This window comes from Sessilibacter corallicola (genome assembly GCF_021290925.1).
Classification (GTDB): Bacteria; Pseudomonadota; Gammaproteobacteria; order Pseudomonadales; family Cellvibrionaceae; genus Sessilibacter; species Sessilibacter corallicola.
The window spans coordinates 213,544-230,976 of the sequence record NZ_JAJSLX010000001.1 but is presented as its reverse complement, the minus strand read 5'-3'; the positions used below and the strand labels follow the sequence as shown (position 1 = coordinate 230,976).

Below are 17,433 nucleotides of genomic sequence, written 5' to 3'. Positions count from 1 at the left end.
TACTCATTTTCTCTGTTTGATATCGCTCGATCAGCCGCATTACTGCGGCTGAACACACTCAAAACACAGCGCGTACACGCCACGCGGATCAGTCAGGCTTTGTGCGAAGTTTAACGGCTCGGCCAGAGCTTTGTAGTGTTGAATCAGTGCCGGTGGCAAACCAACTTGCTGTGACTCCAAGCTCGATTGAATTAAACCCGCAACGTGAGATTGACTCACCTGGCTGACAAACTGCTCAAACGGAGACAGCTCTTGCTCGATGGTTTCGACGGTGTATGTCTCTATTTCTGCCAGTTCTGCCGCGGAAGCAATTGCTTGCTCTAGATTGCCCAGTTCATCCACCAAGCCCAATTCCAACGCTGACTGGCCGCTCCAGACTCGGCCTTGAGCAATTTGGTCAATCGCTTCTGGTGTGGTGTCGCGAGCTTGGGCAACCAATTCAATGAACTGTTGGTACATGTGGTTGATGCCCTGTTGCAATAACGATTGCGCCATAGGCGAGAGGGCACGGTCGGCACGAATAGCACCAGCCAACTCAGAAGTACCGATGCCGTCGGTATTAATGCCCAAGTGCTTGAGGGAATCTTCTAGAGTAACAAAAGCACCGAAAACACCAATCGATCCTGTAATTGTGGTTGGCGTTGCCCAAATTTCATTGGCCGGTGTGGCAATCCAGTAGCCACCGGATGCCGCCACGGTGCCCATCGATACCACAATGGGAATGCCTTTTTCACGGATTTCCATCAATCCTTGGCGGATATTTTCAGAGGCGTAAACGCCACCGCCGCCGCTGTCAATGCGGACTACCAACGCTTTTACGGTAGGGTCTTGTTTTACTTGATCAAGTAACTCTAAGAAGCTCTTATCGCCGATTTGCCCGGCCGGTTGATAGCCAGATTTGATCGTGCCTCGGGCGACAATCAGAGCAATGGTATCGGGTTCTGGGAATTCTAGGCTGCGCTCAATACTTAAATAATCGAGATAATCAAACGACTTATAACTGCCGTCGTTGTTAGCACCGTAAGTGTCAGCAAGCTCGCTACGCCATTGCTTGGGGGCGATAAGTGAATCCACCAAACCGGCATCCAATGCCAGTTTTGCGGCATTGCCGTTCAGCTCTTTCAGTTTCGCATCCATAGTGGCGATGTAGTCGTTGATCGAGCCTTCGGGTAGGTCTCTCAATTGTTCGATTTGCCCGGTATACACCGACCAAAGCTGGTTCAACCAACGTTGGTTGTGCTCGCGAGAGGCATCCGACATGCTGTTGCGAATAAACGGTTCCATGGCATCTTTGTAGTCTCCGGTTCGGAAGACGTGCATGGAAATTTTGAGGTTATCGATCGCGTCTTTGTAATAGTTGCGATAGGTGCTGAATCCGGTGATTAACACACTGCCGAGCGGGTTTAAATTAACTTCGTCAGCGTAGCTCGCTAAGTAGTACTGTTGCTGAGTTAGATTGCTGCCTTGAGCGTAAATCGGCTTGCCGGATTCTTTAAATACCGTTAAAGCTTCACCGATTTCTTCAAGCTTACTGATGCCGCCACCAACGAGGGAGTCCAGCTCTAACACCAAGCCTTCAATACGATCGTCTTCAGCGGCAAAGGTAATGGCTTCAATAAGGTCTTTTACCAGTGTTTCAGCCGGTTCCGAATCTTGGCTATCAATCACTTTGGCGAATGGATCAATGTGTGTGTATTGATCCACCAACACGCCAGTTGGCGCTACTTTCAATAAGGTTTTATTGGGGACTTCCAGAGGGTCTTTCGGCCAAATTGCGGCAACCACCGCGATTAAAATGACGAGAAAAAATACATTCAGTAGGGTAACTCTTATCCAGGTAATTAAATTCCAGAGTCCACCTAGGGTTCGTCTAAAAAAACCGGGTGACTTGTCAGCCATAGTTTATTCCTTAGAAATGTCGCTCTATAGAAATGCGATCGATTGCTGTATCGACATTGTCAATGTCTACGCGGCGCAAAGATTATTGGGTTACCAATCGTTTGACGACGTAAAGATCAAAAGTGTTGCAATACTCAATGAAATGAGTCTGTCCATCAAGCTTAGTGCATGATGGACATGAAATTGTTACTTCTGTGGCGCTTGTTCGGCCAGCTCGTGAGGATTGTTTAGATAATACTGCCAACGCTGAATAAACCGGGCTGCCATCATTGCGCTGATAAATAAACCAACGGTGGTGATAACACCCAAAATGTCGGTCCATTGCATCAATGGCGAGCCGATCTCAACGACGTAAGCCATAAAATACACCAGCAAAACAAAACACATCCAACTGTAAGTACGGTGGTGGATTTTATGGATTAATCCCGGCACAAAGATAAGAAGAGGAACCAGTTGTACAACAAGCTTTAACAGCGAAAATTGTTGAGTAACATTGGTGATGATAATGGTGATAATCAAACCCATGTAAAATACCAAGGTGGCGCGATACCAAAGGTTTGATTTTTGTTCCAGTGTTTCTAGGTTAGAACTCATGCACTATTTAGCCTGAATTTGCAGCCAGCATCGGTTCTTCCTGAATCAATTTCAATGCGAGCGAGCCAAGGCGACGACCTTGAGCGCGGCACAAGACAATTTCATCGTCCGTTAATTGGTCATTGCTCGACAGGTGAGAGGCACCGTAGGGTGTTCCTCCTGATACGGTTTGAGTCAGTGCTTGCTCACTGTACGGTAAACCGGCGATGACCATGCCGTGATGGAGCAGTGGAACCATCATGGTTAATAACGTTGATTCCTGACCGCCATGCATACTGCCTGTTGAGGTAAAAACAGACGCTGGCTTGTTAATCATGGCGCCATTGATCCATAGATCGCTGGTGTTGTCCAGAAAATACTTCATTGCCGCCGCCATGTTGCCGTAGCGGGTAGGGCTGCCTAGGGCAAGGCCCGCGCAGTTAGCGAGCTCTTCGCGAGTGCAATAAAGCGCGCCAGAATTGGGGATATCGGGATCAGTGGCTTCGGTGTTAGCAGAAATCTCCGGCACCGTGCGAATTTTTGAACTGACCCCATGAATTTCATCGACACCTTGGGCAATTTCCATTGCCATGTCCTGTGTAGCGCCATTACGGCTGTAATAGAGAATCAATACGTAAGGTTTCATTACATTTTCCATGGCTTGTCACATATGGGTTAACAGCAAGGTGCGATGCATTCCTTAAATCACAGCAATGCTGTTACGTTTTCAGGAGGGCGGCCTAACACCGCTTGCTCACCTTTAACCACAATGGGGCGTTCGATGAGCTTGGGATATTTGATCATAAATTCAACGAGTTGGGACTCTGTTAAATTTTCATCAGCAAGGTTATTGTCTTTATAGGCATCTTCGCCTTTGCGCAGCAGTTGTCGCGCGCTAATGCCAAGTTTTGACAACACAGACTCAAGTTCTGCTTTATTTGGTGGCTCCTGCAAATAGAGTACAATTTCAGGCTCTACACCAGCAGCTTGAATGAGTTTTAGAGTTTCGCGAGATTTAGAACAACGTGGATTATGGTAGATCTTCATGATTTGCAGGCTTACCCAAACAGTTTATTTTCAAAGGCGTAATTTTGTGGTCAAAACAGTTAATTGGCTAGAGCCTGTGTGTACTAATTTTTGGGATTACCCCAGCAAACGTGGTTACCATTTGCGGTGATCATAAATTGGCTTTTAATTTTTACACTCGATAAAACCGTCTGTGCGTTGCGTAAAAGCTGGGTTAAATAAGTATGCTGATCGAAAAATAATCCACGAAATTATCCTTCAAGTACAAAAATAAGCTTACCGATTACCGTTGCTTTTCACAATTAAGGTAGAGGATAGAAATCCTTATTTTTTAAAACATTTTGGTAGGGGTTGCTAAAATTTTAGAACTGATCGATCTCAATCGTAAAAAGTGCTATCCAGAGGCGCCAATTGTTTCAATAAATGTTGATAGGCCCTAAGCTCGATCAGTCGGCTTGTTTTAAATCAAACCATAGTTTATGGAATGCGAGAGCCCATTTAATCTACAGGCCCTAAGTATGGGTAATAATAGGAATAGAATCAGGTGAACGATAAAGTAGCGGATGTAAAACAGGGACTGCAATCGGCGGCAAAATATCTTATAAAACTTTCCCTGGAAGTTTATCGTCAATTTATGGCCAAAAACTGCCAGCGCAGTGCCGCAGCGTTAACCTACGTGTCGTTATTTTCACTGGTGCCGATGTTAACGGTGGTTTATGCGATGCTTTCTATTATTCCTTCTCTGCAGGGAATGGAAACTCAAATTCAAGATTTTATCTTTGAAAACCTTGTGCCTTCCTCGGGGCAAGCGTTGCAAGAATACCTAAGCGATTTCACCAACAAAGCCCGTGGCTTAACCTTGCCTGGTGTCGCTATGTTGATTGTCACTGCCTACTTGACTCTAAAAACCATCGAGAAAAACTTTAACGCCATTTGGGGCGTTACCCGTGGTCGCTCCGGTGTCGCGAACTTTTTGTTGTATTGGGCCGTGCTCAGTTTAGGACCTTTACTCATGGGTGGCGGTTTGGCGATGAGTACGTATTTGCTGTCGAAAAAACTCATGGTTGACGAGTACGACCCCATCGGTGTTTTCCCGCTTGTATTGCAATATTTACCCTGGTTGCTCAGTACCGGTGTTTTCACCTTGTTTTATGCGGCCGTGCCGAACTGTCGAGTACCCATTAAAGATGCCTTTATTGGTGGAGCCCTGACGGCTCTGTGCTTTGAATTGGCAAAAGACATTTTTGGTGTGTTGGTTGCCAAAACCAGCTATCAATTGATTTACGGCGCCTTTGCCATTGTGCCGTTATTTCTACTTTGGACCTACGTACTTTGGGTGCTTGTGTTGAGCGGTGCCGTATTGGTTCGATCACTCAGTCATTTAAGAGCCGAAGTAAAAAGCAAAGGCTATCCTGACAGTATCGCGGCGGTCCTGGCTTTAAATACCATGCATCAAGCTCAGGCAAATGGTCGAGTGACACGAGAGAAAGACTTAATCGCCCTGGGAATATACCCAGAACAGTGGTTTCGCTTGCGTATTATGTTGGCAAAATCTCGCGTGATTACTGAAACACAAACCGGCGGATTTGTTATTATCCGCGACCTTAATGCTTACACGTTAGAAGATTTACTCAGAGCTGTGGACGATTATCGCATTTTGCCAAAACCGGTTAATTCCAGTAATCAACCGGCTTGGACTACCACGTTATTTGATCGAATTCGCGAGTGCGATCAAACCGTTGGTACCAAATTAGATATTACATTGGCAACATTGTTTTCGTCAGCGGAATCAAAAAATATTGTGAGTATAAAATAAATTTTAAAATTATTGAGCGCTGCTATTAAGTTAGTGCAATTATAAGTCTGAGTATTTATAAGTCTGTGTAATTAAGTAAGCGCATTTTACCGTGAACACAATGAGCGGGATTTTTTAAACTCAGAAAATTCCGTTTTCAACATTTTTAATATGAATTACATACGCAAGCTGCTTACCAGCTGCGTAAACGCAAGAGTATATGCAGGTCAATGAAGTTATCAAATTTTGGGAAGCGTTTTTGTGCTGAATCTGGAACCTATTCGTTGATGGACGATTTAGGTAAAGCGTTAACCACCAATCCAGATATGTTGTTTTTAGGCGGTGGTAATCCAGCTCAAATTCCGGAAATTAAATCGCAGTTACTAGAGGCTTACGACAGCTTGTTGTCTTCACCGAATGGTATGGGTGAGTTGTGCACCAATTATCAATCACCGCAGGGGGATCCTGAATTCCTCGATGCTGTTGCCGCGTATTTAAATCGACAGTGCGGATGGAAAATCAGTTCCGACAACGTTGCCGTAACTAATGGCAGTCAAGCTGCCTTTTTTACTTTATTTAATATGTTTGCCGGTGAATTCGATGGCGAACCTAATCGTCATATTACACTGCCACTGTCGCCTGAATACATTGGGTATTCTGGCGCGGGTTTAAGCGATAATTTCTTTAAATCTTGCAAGCCTAAAATAGAGGTTATTGACGAGCACGCTTTTAAATATCACATTGATTTTAACGCGCTGGCCGCACGTTTATTGGATGAGAAATCTGGGTATGAATCATCTGTTACTGGCGCGTTGTGCATTTCAAGACCGAATAACCCCAGCAGTAACGTTATCTCAGACGCCGAACTCGACAAACTCAGTGCCTTGGCAAAATCTGAAAACATTCCATTGATTATCGATGGGGCATACGGGTTGCCGTTTCCTGGCGTTATTTTTAATGATGCAACGGTAAATTTCGACGATAACACCATTTTGGTGTTGAGTTTATCAAAGCTCGGTTTGCCGGGTGCTAGAACTGGAATTGTTGTAGCAAAACCGGAAGTGATCGACGCTTTTGCAAAAGCCAACACGGCAATCAACCTCGCTGCCGGTAGTATGGGCCCGGCTGTCACCAAACAATGGTTCCAAAACGATAAAATTGCTGAAATTAGCAGTAATATCATTCAACCATTTTATCGCTCAGCCTGCGATACTGCACTTAATATTGTCAAAGAAACGTGCGCTGATTTACCCATTAAAGTGCATGTGCCAGAAGGCGCATTTTTCCTTTGGCTTTGGTGTGAAGATTTGCCAATTCCCAGTGAAGAATTGTATTTACGCTTAAAAGAAAAAGGTGTGTTGGTGCTTTCTGGTCATCACTTTTTTATCGCCATTGACGATGGCTGGCCTCATAAACACCAATGCATACGGTTAAGTTATTGCCAGCCCAAAGAGGTTATTGAAAAAGCGTGCAAGATTATTGCTGAGGAATTGAGAGTAGCTTATTCAGCCTAAGTTTTTGGGAGTTTAAAATAAGTTTTGTTCATCGTTATAAAAGCTTAGGTCCTTATATTTGGATCTAAGCTTTTAATTTTTCATCTAATCTTTAATTCTGTATCTTTCGTTGATAGATGAGTAACGTTAGTAAGGAAGTTCAAGGTTGTCAAAAGGAAGCAATTTTAATAACACTGCTCCTGCGCCGACCTCTTCATCAGTACAGTTGCCGTCAGCTTTGCCGAGCTCTTCATAAAAGTTAGAGTGCTTTTGCTCAATTTTATCGCCATAGACACGGCCAAATTCTTCATAAAAGTTTGAGTATTTTTTCTCGATTGCGCCTCTGCTCACTCGGCCAACGTCGTCATAAAAGTTTGAGTGTTTAACTTCAATATAACCGTTTCTAATGCGTCCAACTTCTTCGTAAAAGTTGGAATATTTTATTTTTACTGTGCCGTTTTCGACTTTTCCTATTTCTTCATAAAAATTTGAATGCTTTTGCATAATTCTGCAGGAGGTTGCATTGGCCTGCCCGGCTGCAAAAATAATAAAAATGCTGGTAATAATAACCAATTTTAATTTAATTTTTACGAGCATAATTCCCTTCCTTTTATTTGGTGTGTTGTCTGGATTTGAATTTAATTGTTGAGTTTTTGTAATGGGAATTCTACATAATTTTTTGGAGGTGTTAATGATCTGTGTTGTAAAATATTTTTTAATTGTAAACTCTGAGATTACTTTTTCAGTTTTTAGAAATGCATTTTTGTAGAAATAACAGGTAAGTTTTCCTAGGGTTGAATCGATTCTGAGTTTAATAATGCTCAGTAAGTTATCTGATAAATGTTGATGGTTATGGTTATGGCTTAATCCGCACATTGCTTAACGCATATTGTCTGCATTGTTGTCTTGGTTAGGTTTAAGAATTTTTTACGAAAGAAGCCATTAATTATAGGCAGTGCAATTGCAGTAGGGGCGAGCTTATGTTGAGAATGTTTGGCGCTTACGAGTGTGGTCGAATTATTTTTTTAAAAAGTAAAATTCGTAAGTGTCTGTTGGAGATGAACTTTGCGCAGAGGGAAAGTTAACAGGTTAACTTTGGGTTTATAATATTTCTCCGTCAATCCAAGCTTGGTTTTAGATTTAACTCCGGGCCAATATAGGATCGATCAATGTGGTAGCCTTGTAATTCGAGCAGTGCTTCTTTTTGCAATCGTTTTTCTTCCAATTCCAGTTTTCGTTCCGGCCAGATTTGCGCTGCGTTTTTTCTCTCCTCAGATGACAGCTGATTCATAATAAGTTGCTGCCGATTATAAATTTCATACGAAAACAAATACGCGGAAGGTTTGTCTAGGTCCAGTCGGCTTGTATCTCGGCGAAAGCCTATTTTCAAAATGGCGTCACCGGCGTACATTCGCCAATCGTTAGCTTTTATTTGCATCCATGTATTTAGGTCAATCTCAGCATCGATAGGTAAGCTGTATAAAATGTTATCTCCTTGCAGCGCGTAATGAAGGGCTTGATGGGTTGGTAGGCGCGGATCTTCAAGGTTAATGAAAGTTCGCCAGCCCTTTTGCTTTAACATGGCTAAAAACTCTAAAAAGCGTAGCCGTGCTTCGTCGTGATAAATATCACTCTGTGTGGCCATACCTCCGTTAATGTGAAAAACGTATAAACCTTTTTTGGGAATGGACCTGTCATAGGTACCTGTAACACCAAGTGTGTTTGGAAAGGCAAAACTGTAAGGGCCGTGTTCTAAAAACACCTGCCCACGGGCAGTGCTGGGCCAATCAACACTGTAAAAATCCAAACCTACTGGCTGAAGATCTATACCATGTTTTAGATCCACTTGGTTGACTGTGGTGAATTTCTCCGGCGACATATTCAGTTCAATAACGGCTTGGGCAGTGGGCATTGAAGACGTACTGTGCGCTTTAGGGTGGGTAAAAATGACTGATAATAAAGTAACGCAACCCATTAATAGCGTTATTAGAATTAAGGGAAACTTCATTCAATAATTCTTACTCTAATAGGTGTTGCCTTTTAGTCATGAATAAATAATCGATTGGGGCTAGTTAGGAGTTTCTGATTAATTCGTCCTTGATTTAATCAGAAGGTAATCATTAAACGTATAACGTTTAATAATTTGGTAATGACAACTACTCTAGCTCTAATACTGGATCAACGTAGGATTTATCGATGTGGTAGCCTTGTAATTCGAGCAAGGCTTCTTTTTGCAGTCTTTTTTCTTCCAATTCCAGTTTTCGTTCCGGCCAGATTTGCGCTGCTTGTTTTCTCTCCTCAGATGACAGCTGATTCATAATAAGCTGCTGTCGATTATAAATTTCGTACGTAAAGAAGTAATCGGAAGGTTTGTCTAGGTCCAGTCGGCTTGTATCTCGGCGAAAGCCTATTTTCATAATGGCGTCACCAGCGTACATCCGCCAATCATTGTCTTCTATCTGCATCCACGTGTTGAGGTCTATCTCGGCATCGATAGGTAGGCTGTATAAAACATTGGTGGGTATGCTTCTGCCCGGTTTTTTTAACAAGGCGTATTGAAGGGCTTGATGGGCGGTTAAACGAGGGTCTCCGAGACCAATAAATCGTTGCCAACCCTTTTGCTTTAGCATGGCTAAAAACTCTAAAAAGCGTAGCCGCGCTTCGTCGTGATAAATATCACTCTGTGAGGTCATACCGCCGCTAATGTCAAAAATAAAAAGCCCTTTACGAGGACTGGCTCGATCATAGGTGCCGGTCACTCTAAGTGTATTAGGAAAGGCAAAACTATAAGGGCCGTGTTCTAAAAACACCTGTCCACCAGGGGTGCTTGGCCATTCAACGCTGTAAAAATCCAACCCTGCCGGTTGGCGATTAACTCCGCGTTTTAGGTCCACTTGGTTGACCGTGGCGAATTTCTCTGGCGACATATTCAGTTCAATAACGGCTTGGGCAATGGGCATTGAAGGCGTACCTTGTGCTTTGGGTTGGCTATAAAATACAAACAGTAATATAAGTGCAGCTACGATTATCGCCGCCAGTATCAATGCGTATTTCATTCATTAATGTCTCGGGTTGGTAACCACTTGTCTCTTGCATTCACCCAGCCTGCCATATGTTGTAATTCGCTGTGCATATACTCCGGCTTTTCTCCCATGAGACGATGAAACTGTTTTGCTGCTTTTTCTATCCAATCCATCCTGCTCCGGAAGTTTTCAACCTGCATATCGTCAGGGGCGATGGATTTAAATTCGCCATCGTCTATTTCGCAGGCGTGTGAAAACACCAATTCGAAAGATGGGATGGTCATAGTTAATAAAGAGGATCCAATATACAGGTAAAGGTCACGCCTCAGGGTGAGGGCGTTCCAAGGATTACTTAATCTTTCTTCTGCGTAGGCTTTAGCTTCCATCGACCTAGATTTGAGCTCTCTTTGCCATCGAGACCATTTCGCAAACTCGGGATGTTCATAAATAAGCGGCTGTAAGATAACGCCTTGCTCGTGATTGGCAATCTCTAACAAATGCTTCAATTGTAAATCCCTCTTGACTTGATCGTCTGTCGCTATTTCAATTTCTACAACATACTCAAATCCTTTTTTTAAACTTCCGGAGATCGCCATATTGTTGATGATAGGCAGTGATTTCTCGGACCAAGGCATGCTATCTACCACCGTTTGAATCGGTGGTTCCAGGTTTTTGGCGTCTCTGCTGTTAACGCAGGCCATTCCATTAAAAAAATTCTCAGGGTAATGGTTATAAAACCAATGTGGAGCACTGATATCCATAAACAGCCATAGATTGCCTTTACCCAGTCCGTCTGCAACTTCTTCGGAGCTGAAGCGACCATGGATGTCATTGAGTATCACACTTACACTACCAAGAATACAGCCCACGGTTTTACTGGCAAAGGCTCCCAGCGCCATCCAATAGTAGCGGCCGAGTTTACTGGGGTCGCCACCATCTTCGGTTTCTAAGTAAAAGCGTGCATAAGTTGCAGCAATACGCTTTGCGCGAATCTCATACCAATCAACGAGGTCATATTCATTAAACCCCACTCGCTCACTCATACGTATGATGGAAAACTCTTGCGCTTTCGACCAATAGGTTTTACACGTGATTTCTACGGGCTCGATTTTATCGGTTTCGTTGTTAATGCCCGCAGTGGCCTCTGGACTTGCCATGCAAATGTTCCTTGATTCTTTTTCAGTTAACAGGCTCTAGAAGGTTACGTTTTTTTGGAATTGACATAAGCAACGGCTTTATCGGTATTGATTTTCGGCCACACTAATTGATACTCAAGCTTCTCACCCTCAGTAGTTGACACCACCGCTGTGGTACCATCCGTACCTGATACATCGTCGGGTAAGTGCCAATCTTCATAGATAGACTGGCCTTCGGGAACCACTCGATAGTCCATTCCTTTGACTGGATTTCCCAGTGCGTCTTGAAGTACAAATCGCAGGGCGAACGTGTTGGTTTCAGGAATTTCCTCTGACTCAAGCTCAACGGCAGGCCCTTGATCACCAATAAAAACATTGGCTGATCCGGCCATAAGAGTTCCGCCACAACCGATAGCATCGCCCATTCGAACCGCGGGTTGATTGTTGATAAATACGGTGGCAGAGCCTTTTGATATTGATCGCGGGTGAGGTGGACTTTTGGGTTTTACATGAGGGGCAAGTGCATCACCCTTGCGAGCAGCGGGAATACCATTAATCATAACATCGCCGCTGCCTTGTATCACTGGGCTTGGGTGCCATGCGCCGTGGTTTGAACCCATATCACCTAGGCGTGTCGCTGGTTTCCTTGGCATAGTGATCTCCTAAGTTAAGTGGCAGTAATCTAGTTTGGTTGCGTGCTATAAAATGTGTAAACACAGTGAATATTGATTGCGTTGACTTTCTTTAATCACGATTAATTTTTATAATTCTATAGAGCGTTAAAGAATTGTTTTACTATTAATTGATTCGATCGTAGTTTTTATATTATATGTTTTACATTTTTAATGGAATTGCTCGCGTTTTTTCAGGTTTTACGATTGCATTGAATATAAAAATTATTGATAGGGCTATGCTAATTATCTGCTTTAATTTTAATTTTTTATTGTCTTCCTAAATTAAAATGTATTGGAGTTAGGTGATGTTATAGAAAGGTTTTGGTCAGGCTGTTTTTTCTATAATATTCTCATTGTATATCTAGATTGGTCGATGATTTTATCATTAAAAAATTATTTATATAGATGATTTCAATGCCATTTGGTTTTGTTAATGAGACTTCGTTATCATTGTGTGTAAATTTTGCAATTTTATATGTTGTAGTTCATGCTGTTTGTTAACCGTTACCGAAAGTGACTATATTATTTTCATGCTTCTAAATTAACTACTTTGATTTTACAATTGGCTTTCAATGATTTAAAAAACTGATTTATCATATATATGGATTTATTAATGTTTGGTCGCGCTGTAAAAGCTTAAACTAAGTTTATTTATTAAAATATACTGGTCTAGGTACATCAATAAATTACTTTTAATATCAAATAATCCTCTGTCTGATAATTTTTCCTGAATTGAGTAAGAGTTTAGAGTTTTTTCAGGTGAGTTTATCTCAGATTTGCGTCGTTTGCTTTAGGATGGAAGTGCATTTTATGCATTTAAAAGCGCATTACATTTTTCCCAATAGGTACGCCTGATAATGAAATTGGTCTGGAAATGTGGAATGGCGAATTAGCCTGGAGAAAAATATTGGATCGCCGATAATTGTTTGTTTTTTGCCGACAGAGATTTTACCCTGGAAAATCTAATGTTAGTCGATTCAGTTAAAATTTGATGTGGATGAATGCAGTCGTTAATGAAAATATTCTGCTTTAATGTTAATCACAACCCAAAAACAATTCCATTTGTACATCGCAACGCTGATAAGGCGAGCTGTAACCACTTACGCGTTTAAAACCGAGTTTTCGATACAATTCAAGCGCGGGTGTTAATGCAGAATTACTTTCTAAATAAATACGTTTTGCGCCTAATGTTTTTGCTTTTTCAATAACGCAGTTTCCCAACATAAGCCCAACCCCGTAACCGCGATATGAATCGGAAACCGTCATTTTGGCGAGTTCAAAACACGAATCGTCCATTTTTAATAAGGCGCAAGTTCCTATGGGTTGATCGTTAAATAGGGCAATAGCAATGTAGCCGCCTTTATTGATTATGTATTCAAATGGATTTTCTAGAGCAATTCTGTCGGCTTCTTCCAATTTAAAATGCTGAGTTATCCACGCCTCATTCAGCGCTTTGTAGGCATCTTGGTAATCTGCGTTAAAATCTACAATCGAGATATTCGCTTGTTTATTTTGGCTATGAATTGTTTTTACGCGCTCGTACAAACTTTTGCGATTTAGTTCGTAGCCAAAAGCATTTAAATCATTCCACAAATTACAGTTAATACTCTTAAATACATCGTTTAATGCGCTGTTGATGTCGCTACATTGGGTTGTTAAATCGTCCGACATTTTTCGGGCTTTGGGTGTAAGCGAAACCACGGTAACGCGGGCGTCGTGCTTGGATTTTCCACTTTTAATCAGGCCGCGTTTGGTCATCTCTTTCACGATTTGACTTATGGAAGCGTGAGTTTGACCGATGTCTTCTGCCAGTTCGCTGATGCTGGCACTGTCTTTTTGCAGCAACATAAAAAGGACTGGAAACCAGCGGGCATCAATGTCTACGCCGTACAGGTCGTAAATCTTTTGTGCATCGTTAGTAACAACCTCGGCAAGTTGCCGTAAACGGCTGCCAAGCGCCATTTGGCCTGCGATTGCGAAGAATGACATAAGGTTTCCTTAAATATTTACGTAAGTACTTACGTAAATATAGTTTGATGTTGATTGTGATGCAAGTGTTATCTTTTTAACCGATTTTTATGGCTCAATAAGTGATTAAACTTTGTAAATCAGCCTTTGAAATCAAAGCATTGATTATCAGGTTACTTTGAATATCAGGGCGGTAGATTTGATTAGTGAATGAATAATTTATGTGAAAACCCAACGCATTTGTTTTAATGGTTATGTGTCAGGTGTTGCTTAAGTTTTTTGTGTTGAATAGTGAATCTTCGCTGAAATACTTTTACGATCGATGCTATTGTTGGTCTTGCATCTTTTGTGGAAAAACTATCATTAGCCATAAATCAAGAGATTAACATTGCTAGGCTTTGTCTTGAACGCTCATGTTATAATAATTGTTAATTTGCAATCGTTCATAACACGTAACCTGGGGGAAAAATGAAGGTCTTCTTTACTGCATTATTAGTTGTTGTTTCATTTTCTGCTATGGCCGATGAGCCGTCTGCTGAATATCAGTGTAAAGAGAACTTTCAAAAGTTCAGGCTGGGAGATGAGGCTCAGTTTGATCTTTGTCCTGTGGGTAATAATAGCTTCAATATTGATATTACTTCGGTTGGGGGTAATTACCACACCTGTTGGTGGAATACTAAGTCTTATTGGGATGGAGAAAAACACGTTGCCAAAGAGGGCAATTGCGAAGTTAATTTTTTAATACAAGAAGATACACTACACGCTAAGTTTACTGGTGATTGCCGAAGCTACTGCGGCTTTCGAGCCCGGCTTCGCGATGGTACTTACGAGTTAGTGTTAGATACGGCAGAAAAGTAATTGCCTGTAATATTTTATAGTTTCTAATGCACTCAGAAGCTTTTAATACACTCAGATTCCATCAACCACAAATTATTTGAGTTTACGATGAAAACAACACTCGCTTTCGATGTTTACGGTACGCTTATTAACACTCAAGGGGTTTTGCTTGAGTTGCAAAATCTAATCGGTGATCAGGCGTTGGCGTTTTCCAATCTTTGGCGAGAAAAACAGTTGGAATACAGTTTTCGCAAAGGCTTGATGGAATCTTACCAGCATTTTGGTATTTGTACCCAACAGGCGTTGGATTACTGCGACGCGTTTTTTAATACTCAGCTAACCGACCAACAAAAAACTGCGCTCTTATCTATATACAAAGTATTGCCCGCCTTTGATGATGTTATTACCGGTTTAAGTCGATTGTCGAAAGAGCAGTTTGCGGTTTATGCGTTTTCGAATGGTTTGCAAGAATCGGTAGAAAATTTATTAGTCCACGCGAAGATCGATCAATACTTTGATGGCGTGGTGAGTGTTGACGATTTAAAAACGTTTAAGCCCAATCCAAAAGTGTACGAGTATTTTTTGTCGCAAACGCAATCGACGGCAGAAAACACATGGTTAATCTCAAGCAATAATTTTGATGTTCTGGGTGCACTGAACAGTGGTTTTAATACGGTTTGGGTCAATCGAACCAAAAAACAAATCTTGGACCCCTGGGGAGATCAGCCAACCATAATTGCTGACGATCTCTCCAGTTTGGCTGAATTGATCAGCGGTTTTAAAGACTGATAATTTACCAACGAAGCCCTTCGTCCAATAGATCTTGCGGCTCATACGCATTCAGTGTGGTTTCTGTTGCGCTGCGGCTGCTCGATATTCCCACCGTGTACGGCAAAATGAATTCCCGATATTCCTGAGCGCTCGGTTGTACCGCAGCAAATTGTACGTTGTACAATTCTTTGACAACTTTTAAATCTTTGCGCGTGTCATCTAACTTGCTGCCGAGTTTTTTTACTTTAACCACTTTGCCGTTGTGATCGACTAATAAGATCGCTAAAAAATTATTGTCAGAACGGCGAAAGTTTTTTCGGGCTTCGTTTAATGATTCTTTGCTGGTTCGAAATTGAAAGTCGTTATTGGTCGGCTGGCTTGAACATGCAGAAATAAGCAAAGCCAACAGACATGGAACTGCTCGATAAAAGATTATGTGCATTGTTTTATTCATTTTGTTTTTTAACCGTTAAAAATATTCCAATAAATACTCGCGCTGTTTAGTTCGCCTTCGTAAACAATGTTTCCGTCTTTATTCAGTAAATAAAAAACCGGAGAAAAATTCAGTTCTAGTCGTGAAGCAATATCTCTTTCTTCGTCGATTAATACATAAAATGGAATGTTATTTTTTTTGAGTACGTCTTCGTTAGAGTAGCGCCAATAATCTTGTCCTTCGGTATCTGCGTCGTCAACGATCACGTGCAAAGGTAACAGTCTATCGCCTAAGTATCGGTACATACTGCCGTAAATTCCCAGCGCGCTGTTGTATGGATAATTGCCTCGATAGCCTGGCATAACACAGACCGGCTGAAGGGCGTTGTCGTCCATAGCATTGAGTTGCTCGGCCAAAGAAATGTGATGGTCAAGCGCTGGACAGCGAAGGTAGTATTTTTTAACAAACTGTTGGCCCAACCACGGGTAGCGGTCATCGCTGGCATCAATGCCGTGTTTGGCCAATATCGAATTAATACGCTCCAGTTCGTTACCGTTATTTTTTCGAAGCTGACTTAATGTGCTGATTAAAGCTTCTTGGTTATCGCTTGTCGACGGTAAGTATTGCAGCGCGTAATATTGTCCGATGGCGGTTTCAAGGGTTTCGTATTGATGGCTGTAGTGCTGTAAAAATTCTGAAATTAACTGCCAGCCTTCTTGGGATGAGCTTGTTTCGATAAGCGCAGCGCCGAGATATAGCATGCCCGCGTTTTTCTTGTGATCGGCGGAAAAATTACGGACTAACCGGGTGAAAAATCCCGACGAGTAAATTTGTTCGCTGGCTATTTTGAGTTGTTGCCAATCGCCTCGATTCCACAAGATTCGCATACCTTCCCAACCGGGAAAGTCTCTCGATTTATACTGATTCACAATTAACGTTGAATTAGGAGCAACACTGATTCCCAATGGAATCGGGTCGATGTTGATATCAACTAAATTATTCTCCCGTTGCGAGAAAATGCGATAAACAATGGCTTTGCGATGAACCAGAGTCGTGTCTATATCGACTTGGTTAAGGTCGTTTTTACCGTTAACGCTGATTAATAAATCGCCCGGCTCAATGCCAATATTATGGGCGGGGCTGTCGGTGGCTACGTTTTCAATGACATAAGCGTTGTCGGCGTTTACCGATTGATTGACGACAGTCTTGTTAACGTTCCAATTTTTCATCGTTCCCATAAATGACTGTTCCTTTAAATAACCTTTTCCATAAGTGACCTTTCCCATAAATAACTTCGAGATAAATCGTTTGTATGGGTATTTTTGCAAGCAACCTTATCATATTGAACGATTGTTATTTATTTTTTGATATTTTTTATTGGTCGTACTTCTGCACGAATTAACACGCCGTGTGTGGATTCTTTAACGGACGGGTTTTTATTTCTAATGCGTAATAGGCCGCCGCGTTCATACTTCGAATATCTAGGGCCTGTTCACACTAATTTAATCACACCTGCTGGAGTGTATTTTTTTCGTATTTTAGGCGCAGTGAGTGTGATTTGGTTGTTCCAAATGAACGAGCTGCAACACGAAATACGGGAAAAATACGCCGAGCCCCTAGGGTCGCCCCTAAAACACGCCATTCGTTGTTGTTCGTCGCTTATTTAGCGCGCTAAACCGCACTCCTCACGCCTAGACTGACGCGTTTTAGGGGCGACAGGTGCGGTTAAATTAGTGTGAACAGGCCCTAGGTGTTCACCCCGACGCGAATCTCTCATTACAAACTCGGTGTGTGGTACACTAAGC

The 17,433-nt window shown here is 42.1% G+C and carries 16 protein-coding genes; 4 read left to right on the top strand and 12 right to left on the bottom strand.

Features of this window, described 5'->3' with window-relative positions:
* Positions 1–39: 39 nt before the first annotated feature.
* The 4 genes from sppA to arsC all read right to left on the bottom strand — a co-directional run bounded on the left by sppA (position 40) and on the right by arsC (position 3,519).
* A complete protein-coding gene (gene sppA, locus LU361_RS00930) occupies positions 40–1,899 on the bottom strand; it encodes a signal peptide peptidase SppA (RefSeq protein WP_233086435.1) in 1,860 nt (619 codons plus the stop codon).
* A 186-nt stretch (positions 1,900–2,085) separates the two neighbouring features.
* Entirely contained in the window at positions 2,086–2,493 is a 408-nt protein-coding gene (locus tag LU361_RS00925) for a DUF2069 domain-containing protein (protein ID WP_233086434.1), read from the bottom strand.
* 7 nt (positions 2,494–2,500) lie between these two features.
* Positions 2,501–3,118, bottom strand: a complete 618-nt coding sequence (gene wrbA / locus LU361_RS00920; protein WP_233086433.1) for an NAD(P)H:quinone oxidoreductase — start codon at positions 3,116–3,118, stop codon at positions 2,501–2,503.
* Between the two features lie 59 nt (positions 3,119–3,177).
* On the bottom strand, positions 3,178–3,519 hold the full coding sequence (gene arsC / locus LU361_RS00915; RefSeq protein WP_233086432.1) for an arsenate reductase (glutaredoxin): 342 nt from the start codon (positions 3,517–3,519) through the stop codon (positions 3,178–3,180).
* Positions 3,520–4,042: 523 nt separating this feature from the next.
* Between arsC and LU361_RS00910 the strand changes: the two genes are divergently transcribed.
* Positions 4,043–5,314 carry a YihY family inner membrane protein gene (locus tag LU361_RS00910; RefSeq protein ID WP_233086431.1) on the top strand — a complete coding sequence of 424 codons (1,272 nt, stop codon included), beginning with the start codon at positions 4,043–4,045 and terminating at the stop codon, positions 5,312–5,314.
* 209 nt (positions 5,315–5,523) lie between these two features.
* Positions 5,524–6,807, top strand: coding sequence for a valine--pyruvate transaminase (locus LU361_RS00905; RefSeq protein WP_233086430.1), 1,284 nt, complete (start codon positions 5,524–5,526; stop codon positions 6,805–6,807).
* A gap of 126 nt (positions 6,808–6,933) precedes the next feature.
* Here the strand turns inward: LU361_RS00905 and LU361_RS00900 are convergent, their stop codons facing one another.
* From LU361_RS00900 to LU361_RS00875, 6 genes are all read right to left on the bottom strand, one after another.
* On the bottom strand, positions 6,934–7,662 hold the full coding sequence (locus LU361_RS00900; RefSeq protein WP_233086429.1) for a hypothetical protein: 729 nt from the start codon (positions 7,660–7,662) through the stop codon (positions 6,934–6,936).
* 241 nt (positions 7,663–7,903) lie between these two features.
* Positions 7,904–8,794 carry a hypothetical protein gene (locus LU361_RS00895; protein WP_233086428.1) on the bottom strand — a complete coding sequence of 297 codons (891 nt, stop codon included), beginning with the start codon at positions 8,792–8,794 and terminating at the stop codon, positions 7,904–7,906.
* Between the two features lie 148 nt (positions 8,795–8,942).
* Entirely contained in the window at positions 8,943–9,842 is a 900-nt protein-coding gene (locus tag LU361_RS00890) for a hypothetical protein (protein WP_233086427.1), read from the bottom strand.
* Positions 9,839–10,966, bottom strand: coding sequence for a DUF2515 family protein (locus tag LU361_RS00885; RefSeq protein WP_233086426.1), 1,128 nt, complete (start codon positions 10,964–10,966; stop codon positions 9,839–9,841). The genes LU361_RS00890 and LU361_RS00885 overlap by 4 nt, the downstream gene beginning before the upstream one ends.
* 44 nt (positions 10,967–11,010) lie before the next feature.
* The gene (locus LU361_RS00880) at positions 11,011–11,598 is read right to left on the bottom strand and encodes a type VI secretion system PAAR protein (protein WP_233086425.1); all 588 of its coding nucleotides are present in this window, start codon (positions 11,596–11,598) and stop codon (positions 11,011–11,013) included.
* Positions 11,599–12,654: 1,056 nt separating this feature from the next.
* Entirely contained in the window at positions 12,655–13,608 is a 954-nt protein-coding gene (locus LU361_RS00875) for a bifunctional helix-turn-helix transcriptional regulator/GNAT family N-acetyltransferase (RefSeq protein WP_233086424.1), read from the bottom strand.
* A 447-nt stretch (positions 13,609–14,055) separates the two neighbouring features.
* Here LU361_RS00875 and LU361_RS00870 point away from each other — a divergent pair, with 447 nt between their 5' ends.
* On the top strand, positions 14,056–14,445 hold the full coding sequence (locus LU361_RS00870; RefSeq protein ID WP_233086423.1) for a hypothetical protein: 390 nt from the start codon (positions 14,056–14,058) through the stop codon (positions 14,443–14,445).
* 87 nt (positions 14,446–14,532) lie between these two features.
* Entirely contained in the window at positions 14,533–15,213 is a 681-nt protein-coding gene (locus tag LU361_RS00865) for a haloacid dehalogenase type II (RefSeq protein WP_233086422.1), read from the top strand.
* A 4-nt stretch (positions 15,214–15,217) separates the two neighbouring features.
* Here the strand turns inward: LU361_RS00865 and LU361_RS00860 are convergent, their stop codons facing one another.
* A complete protein-coding gene (locus LU361_RS00860) occupies positions 15,218–15,637 on the bottom strand; it encodes a hypothetical protein (protein WP_233086421.1) in 420 nt (139 codons plus the stop codon).
* 20 nt (positions 15,638–15,657) lie between these two features.
* Entirely contained in the window at positions 15,658–16,914 is a 1,257-nt protein-coding gene (locus LU361_RS00855) for a PDZ domain-containing protein (protein ID WP_233086420.1), read from the bottom strand.
* Positions 16,915–17,433 lie beyond the last annotated feature (519 nt).

Excerpts from the sequence above, each read along its gene's own strand:
- sppA (WP_233086435.1), bottom strand. The coding sequence starts at position 1,899 with ATGGCTGACAAGTCACCCGGTTTTTTTAGACGAACCCTAGGTGGACTC.
- LU361_RS00925 (WP_233086434.1), bottom strand. The coding sequence starts at position 2,493 with ATGAGTTCTAACCTAGAAACACTGGAACAAAAATCAAACCTTTGGTAT.
- wrbA (WP_233086433.1), bottom strand. The coding sequence starts at position 3,118 with ATGAAACCTTACGTATTGATTCTCTATTACAGCCGTAATGGCGCTACA.
- arsC (WP_233086432.1), bottom strand. The coding sequence starts at position 3,519 with ATGAAGATCTACCATAATCCACGTTGTTCTAAATCTCGCGAAACTCTA.
- LU361_RS00905 (WP_233086430.1), top strand. The coding sequence starts at position 5,524 with ATGAAGTTATCAAATTTTGGGAAGCGTTTTTGTGCTGAATCTGGAACC.
- LU361_RS00900 (WP_233086429.1), bottom strand. The coding sequence starts at position 7,662 with ATGTGCGGATTAAGCCATAACCATAACCATCAACATTTATCAGATAAC.
- LU361_RS00895 (WP_233086428.1), bottom strand. The coding sequence starts at position 8,794 with ATGAAGTTTCCCTTAATTCTAATAACGCTATTAATGGGTTGCGTTACT.
- LU361_RS00890 (WP_233086427.1), bottom strand. The coding sequence starts at position 9,842 with ATGAAATACGCATTGATACTGGCGGCGATAATCGTAGCTGCACTTATA.
- LU361_RS00885 (WP_233086426.1), bottom strand. The coding sequence starts at position 10,966 with ATGGCAAGTCCAGAGGCCACTGCGGGCATTAACAACGAAACCGATAAA.
- LU361_RS00880 (WP_233086425.1), bottom strand. The coding sequence starts at position 11,598 with ATGCCAAGGAAACCAGCGACACGCCTAGGTGATATGGGTTCAAACCAC.
- LU361_RS00875 (WP_233086424.1), bottom strand. The coding sequence starts at position 13,608 with ATGTCATTCTTCGCAATCGCAGGCCAAATGGCGCTTGGCAGCCGTTTA.
- LU361_RS00870 (WP_233086423.1), top strand. The coding sequence starts at position 14,056 with ATGAAGGTCTTCTTTACTGCATTATTAGTTGTTGTTTCATTTTCTGCT.
- LU361_RS00865 (WP_233086422.1), top strand. The coding sequence starts at position 14,533 with ATGAAAACAACACTCGCTTTCGATGTTTACGGTACGCTTATTAACACT.
- LU361_RS00860 (WP_233086421.1), bottom strand. The coding sequence starts at position 15,637 with ATGCACATAATCTTTTATCGAGCAGTTCCATGTCTGTTGGCTTTGCTT.
- LU361_RS00855 (WP_233086420.1), bottom strand. The coding sequence starts at position 16,914 with ATGGGAAAGGTCACTTATGGAAAAGGTTATTTAAAGGAACAGTCATTT.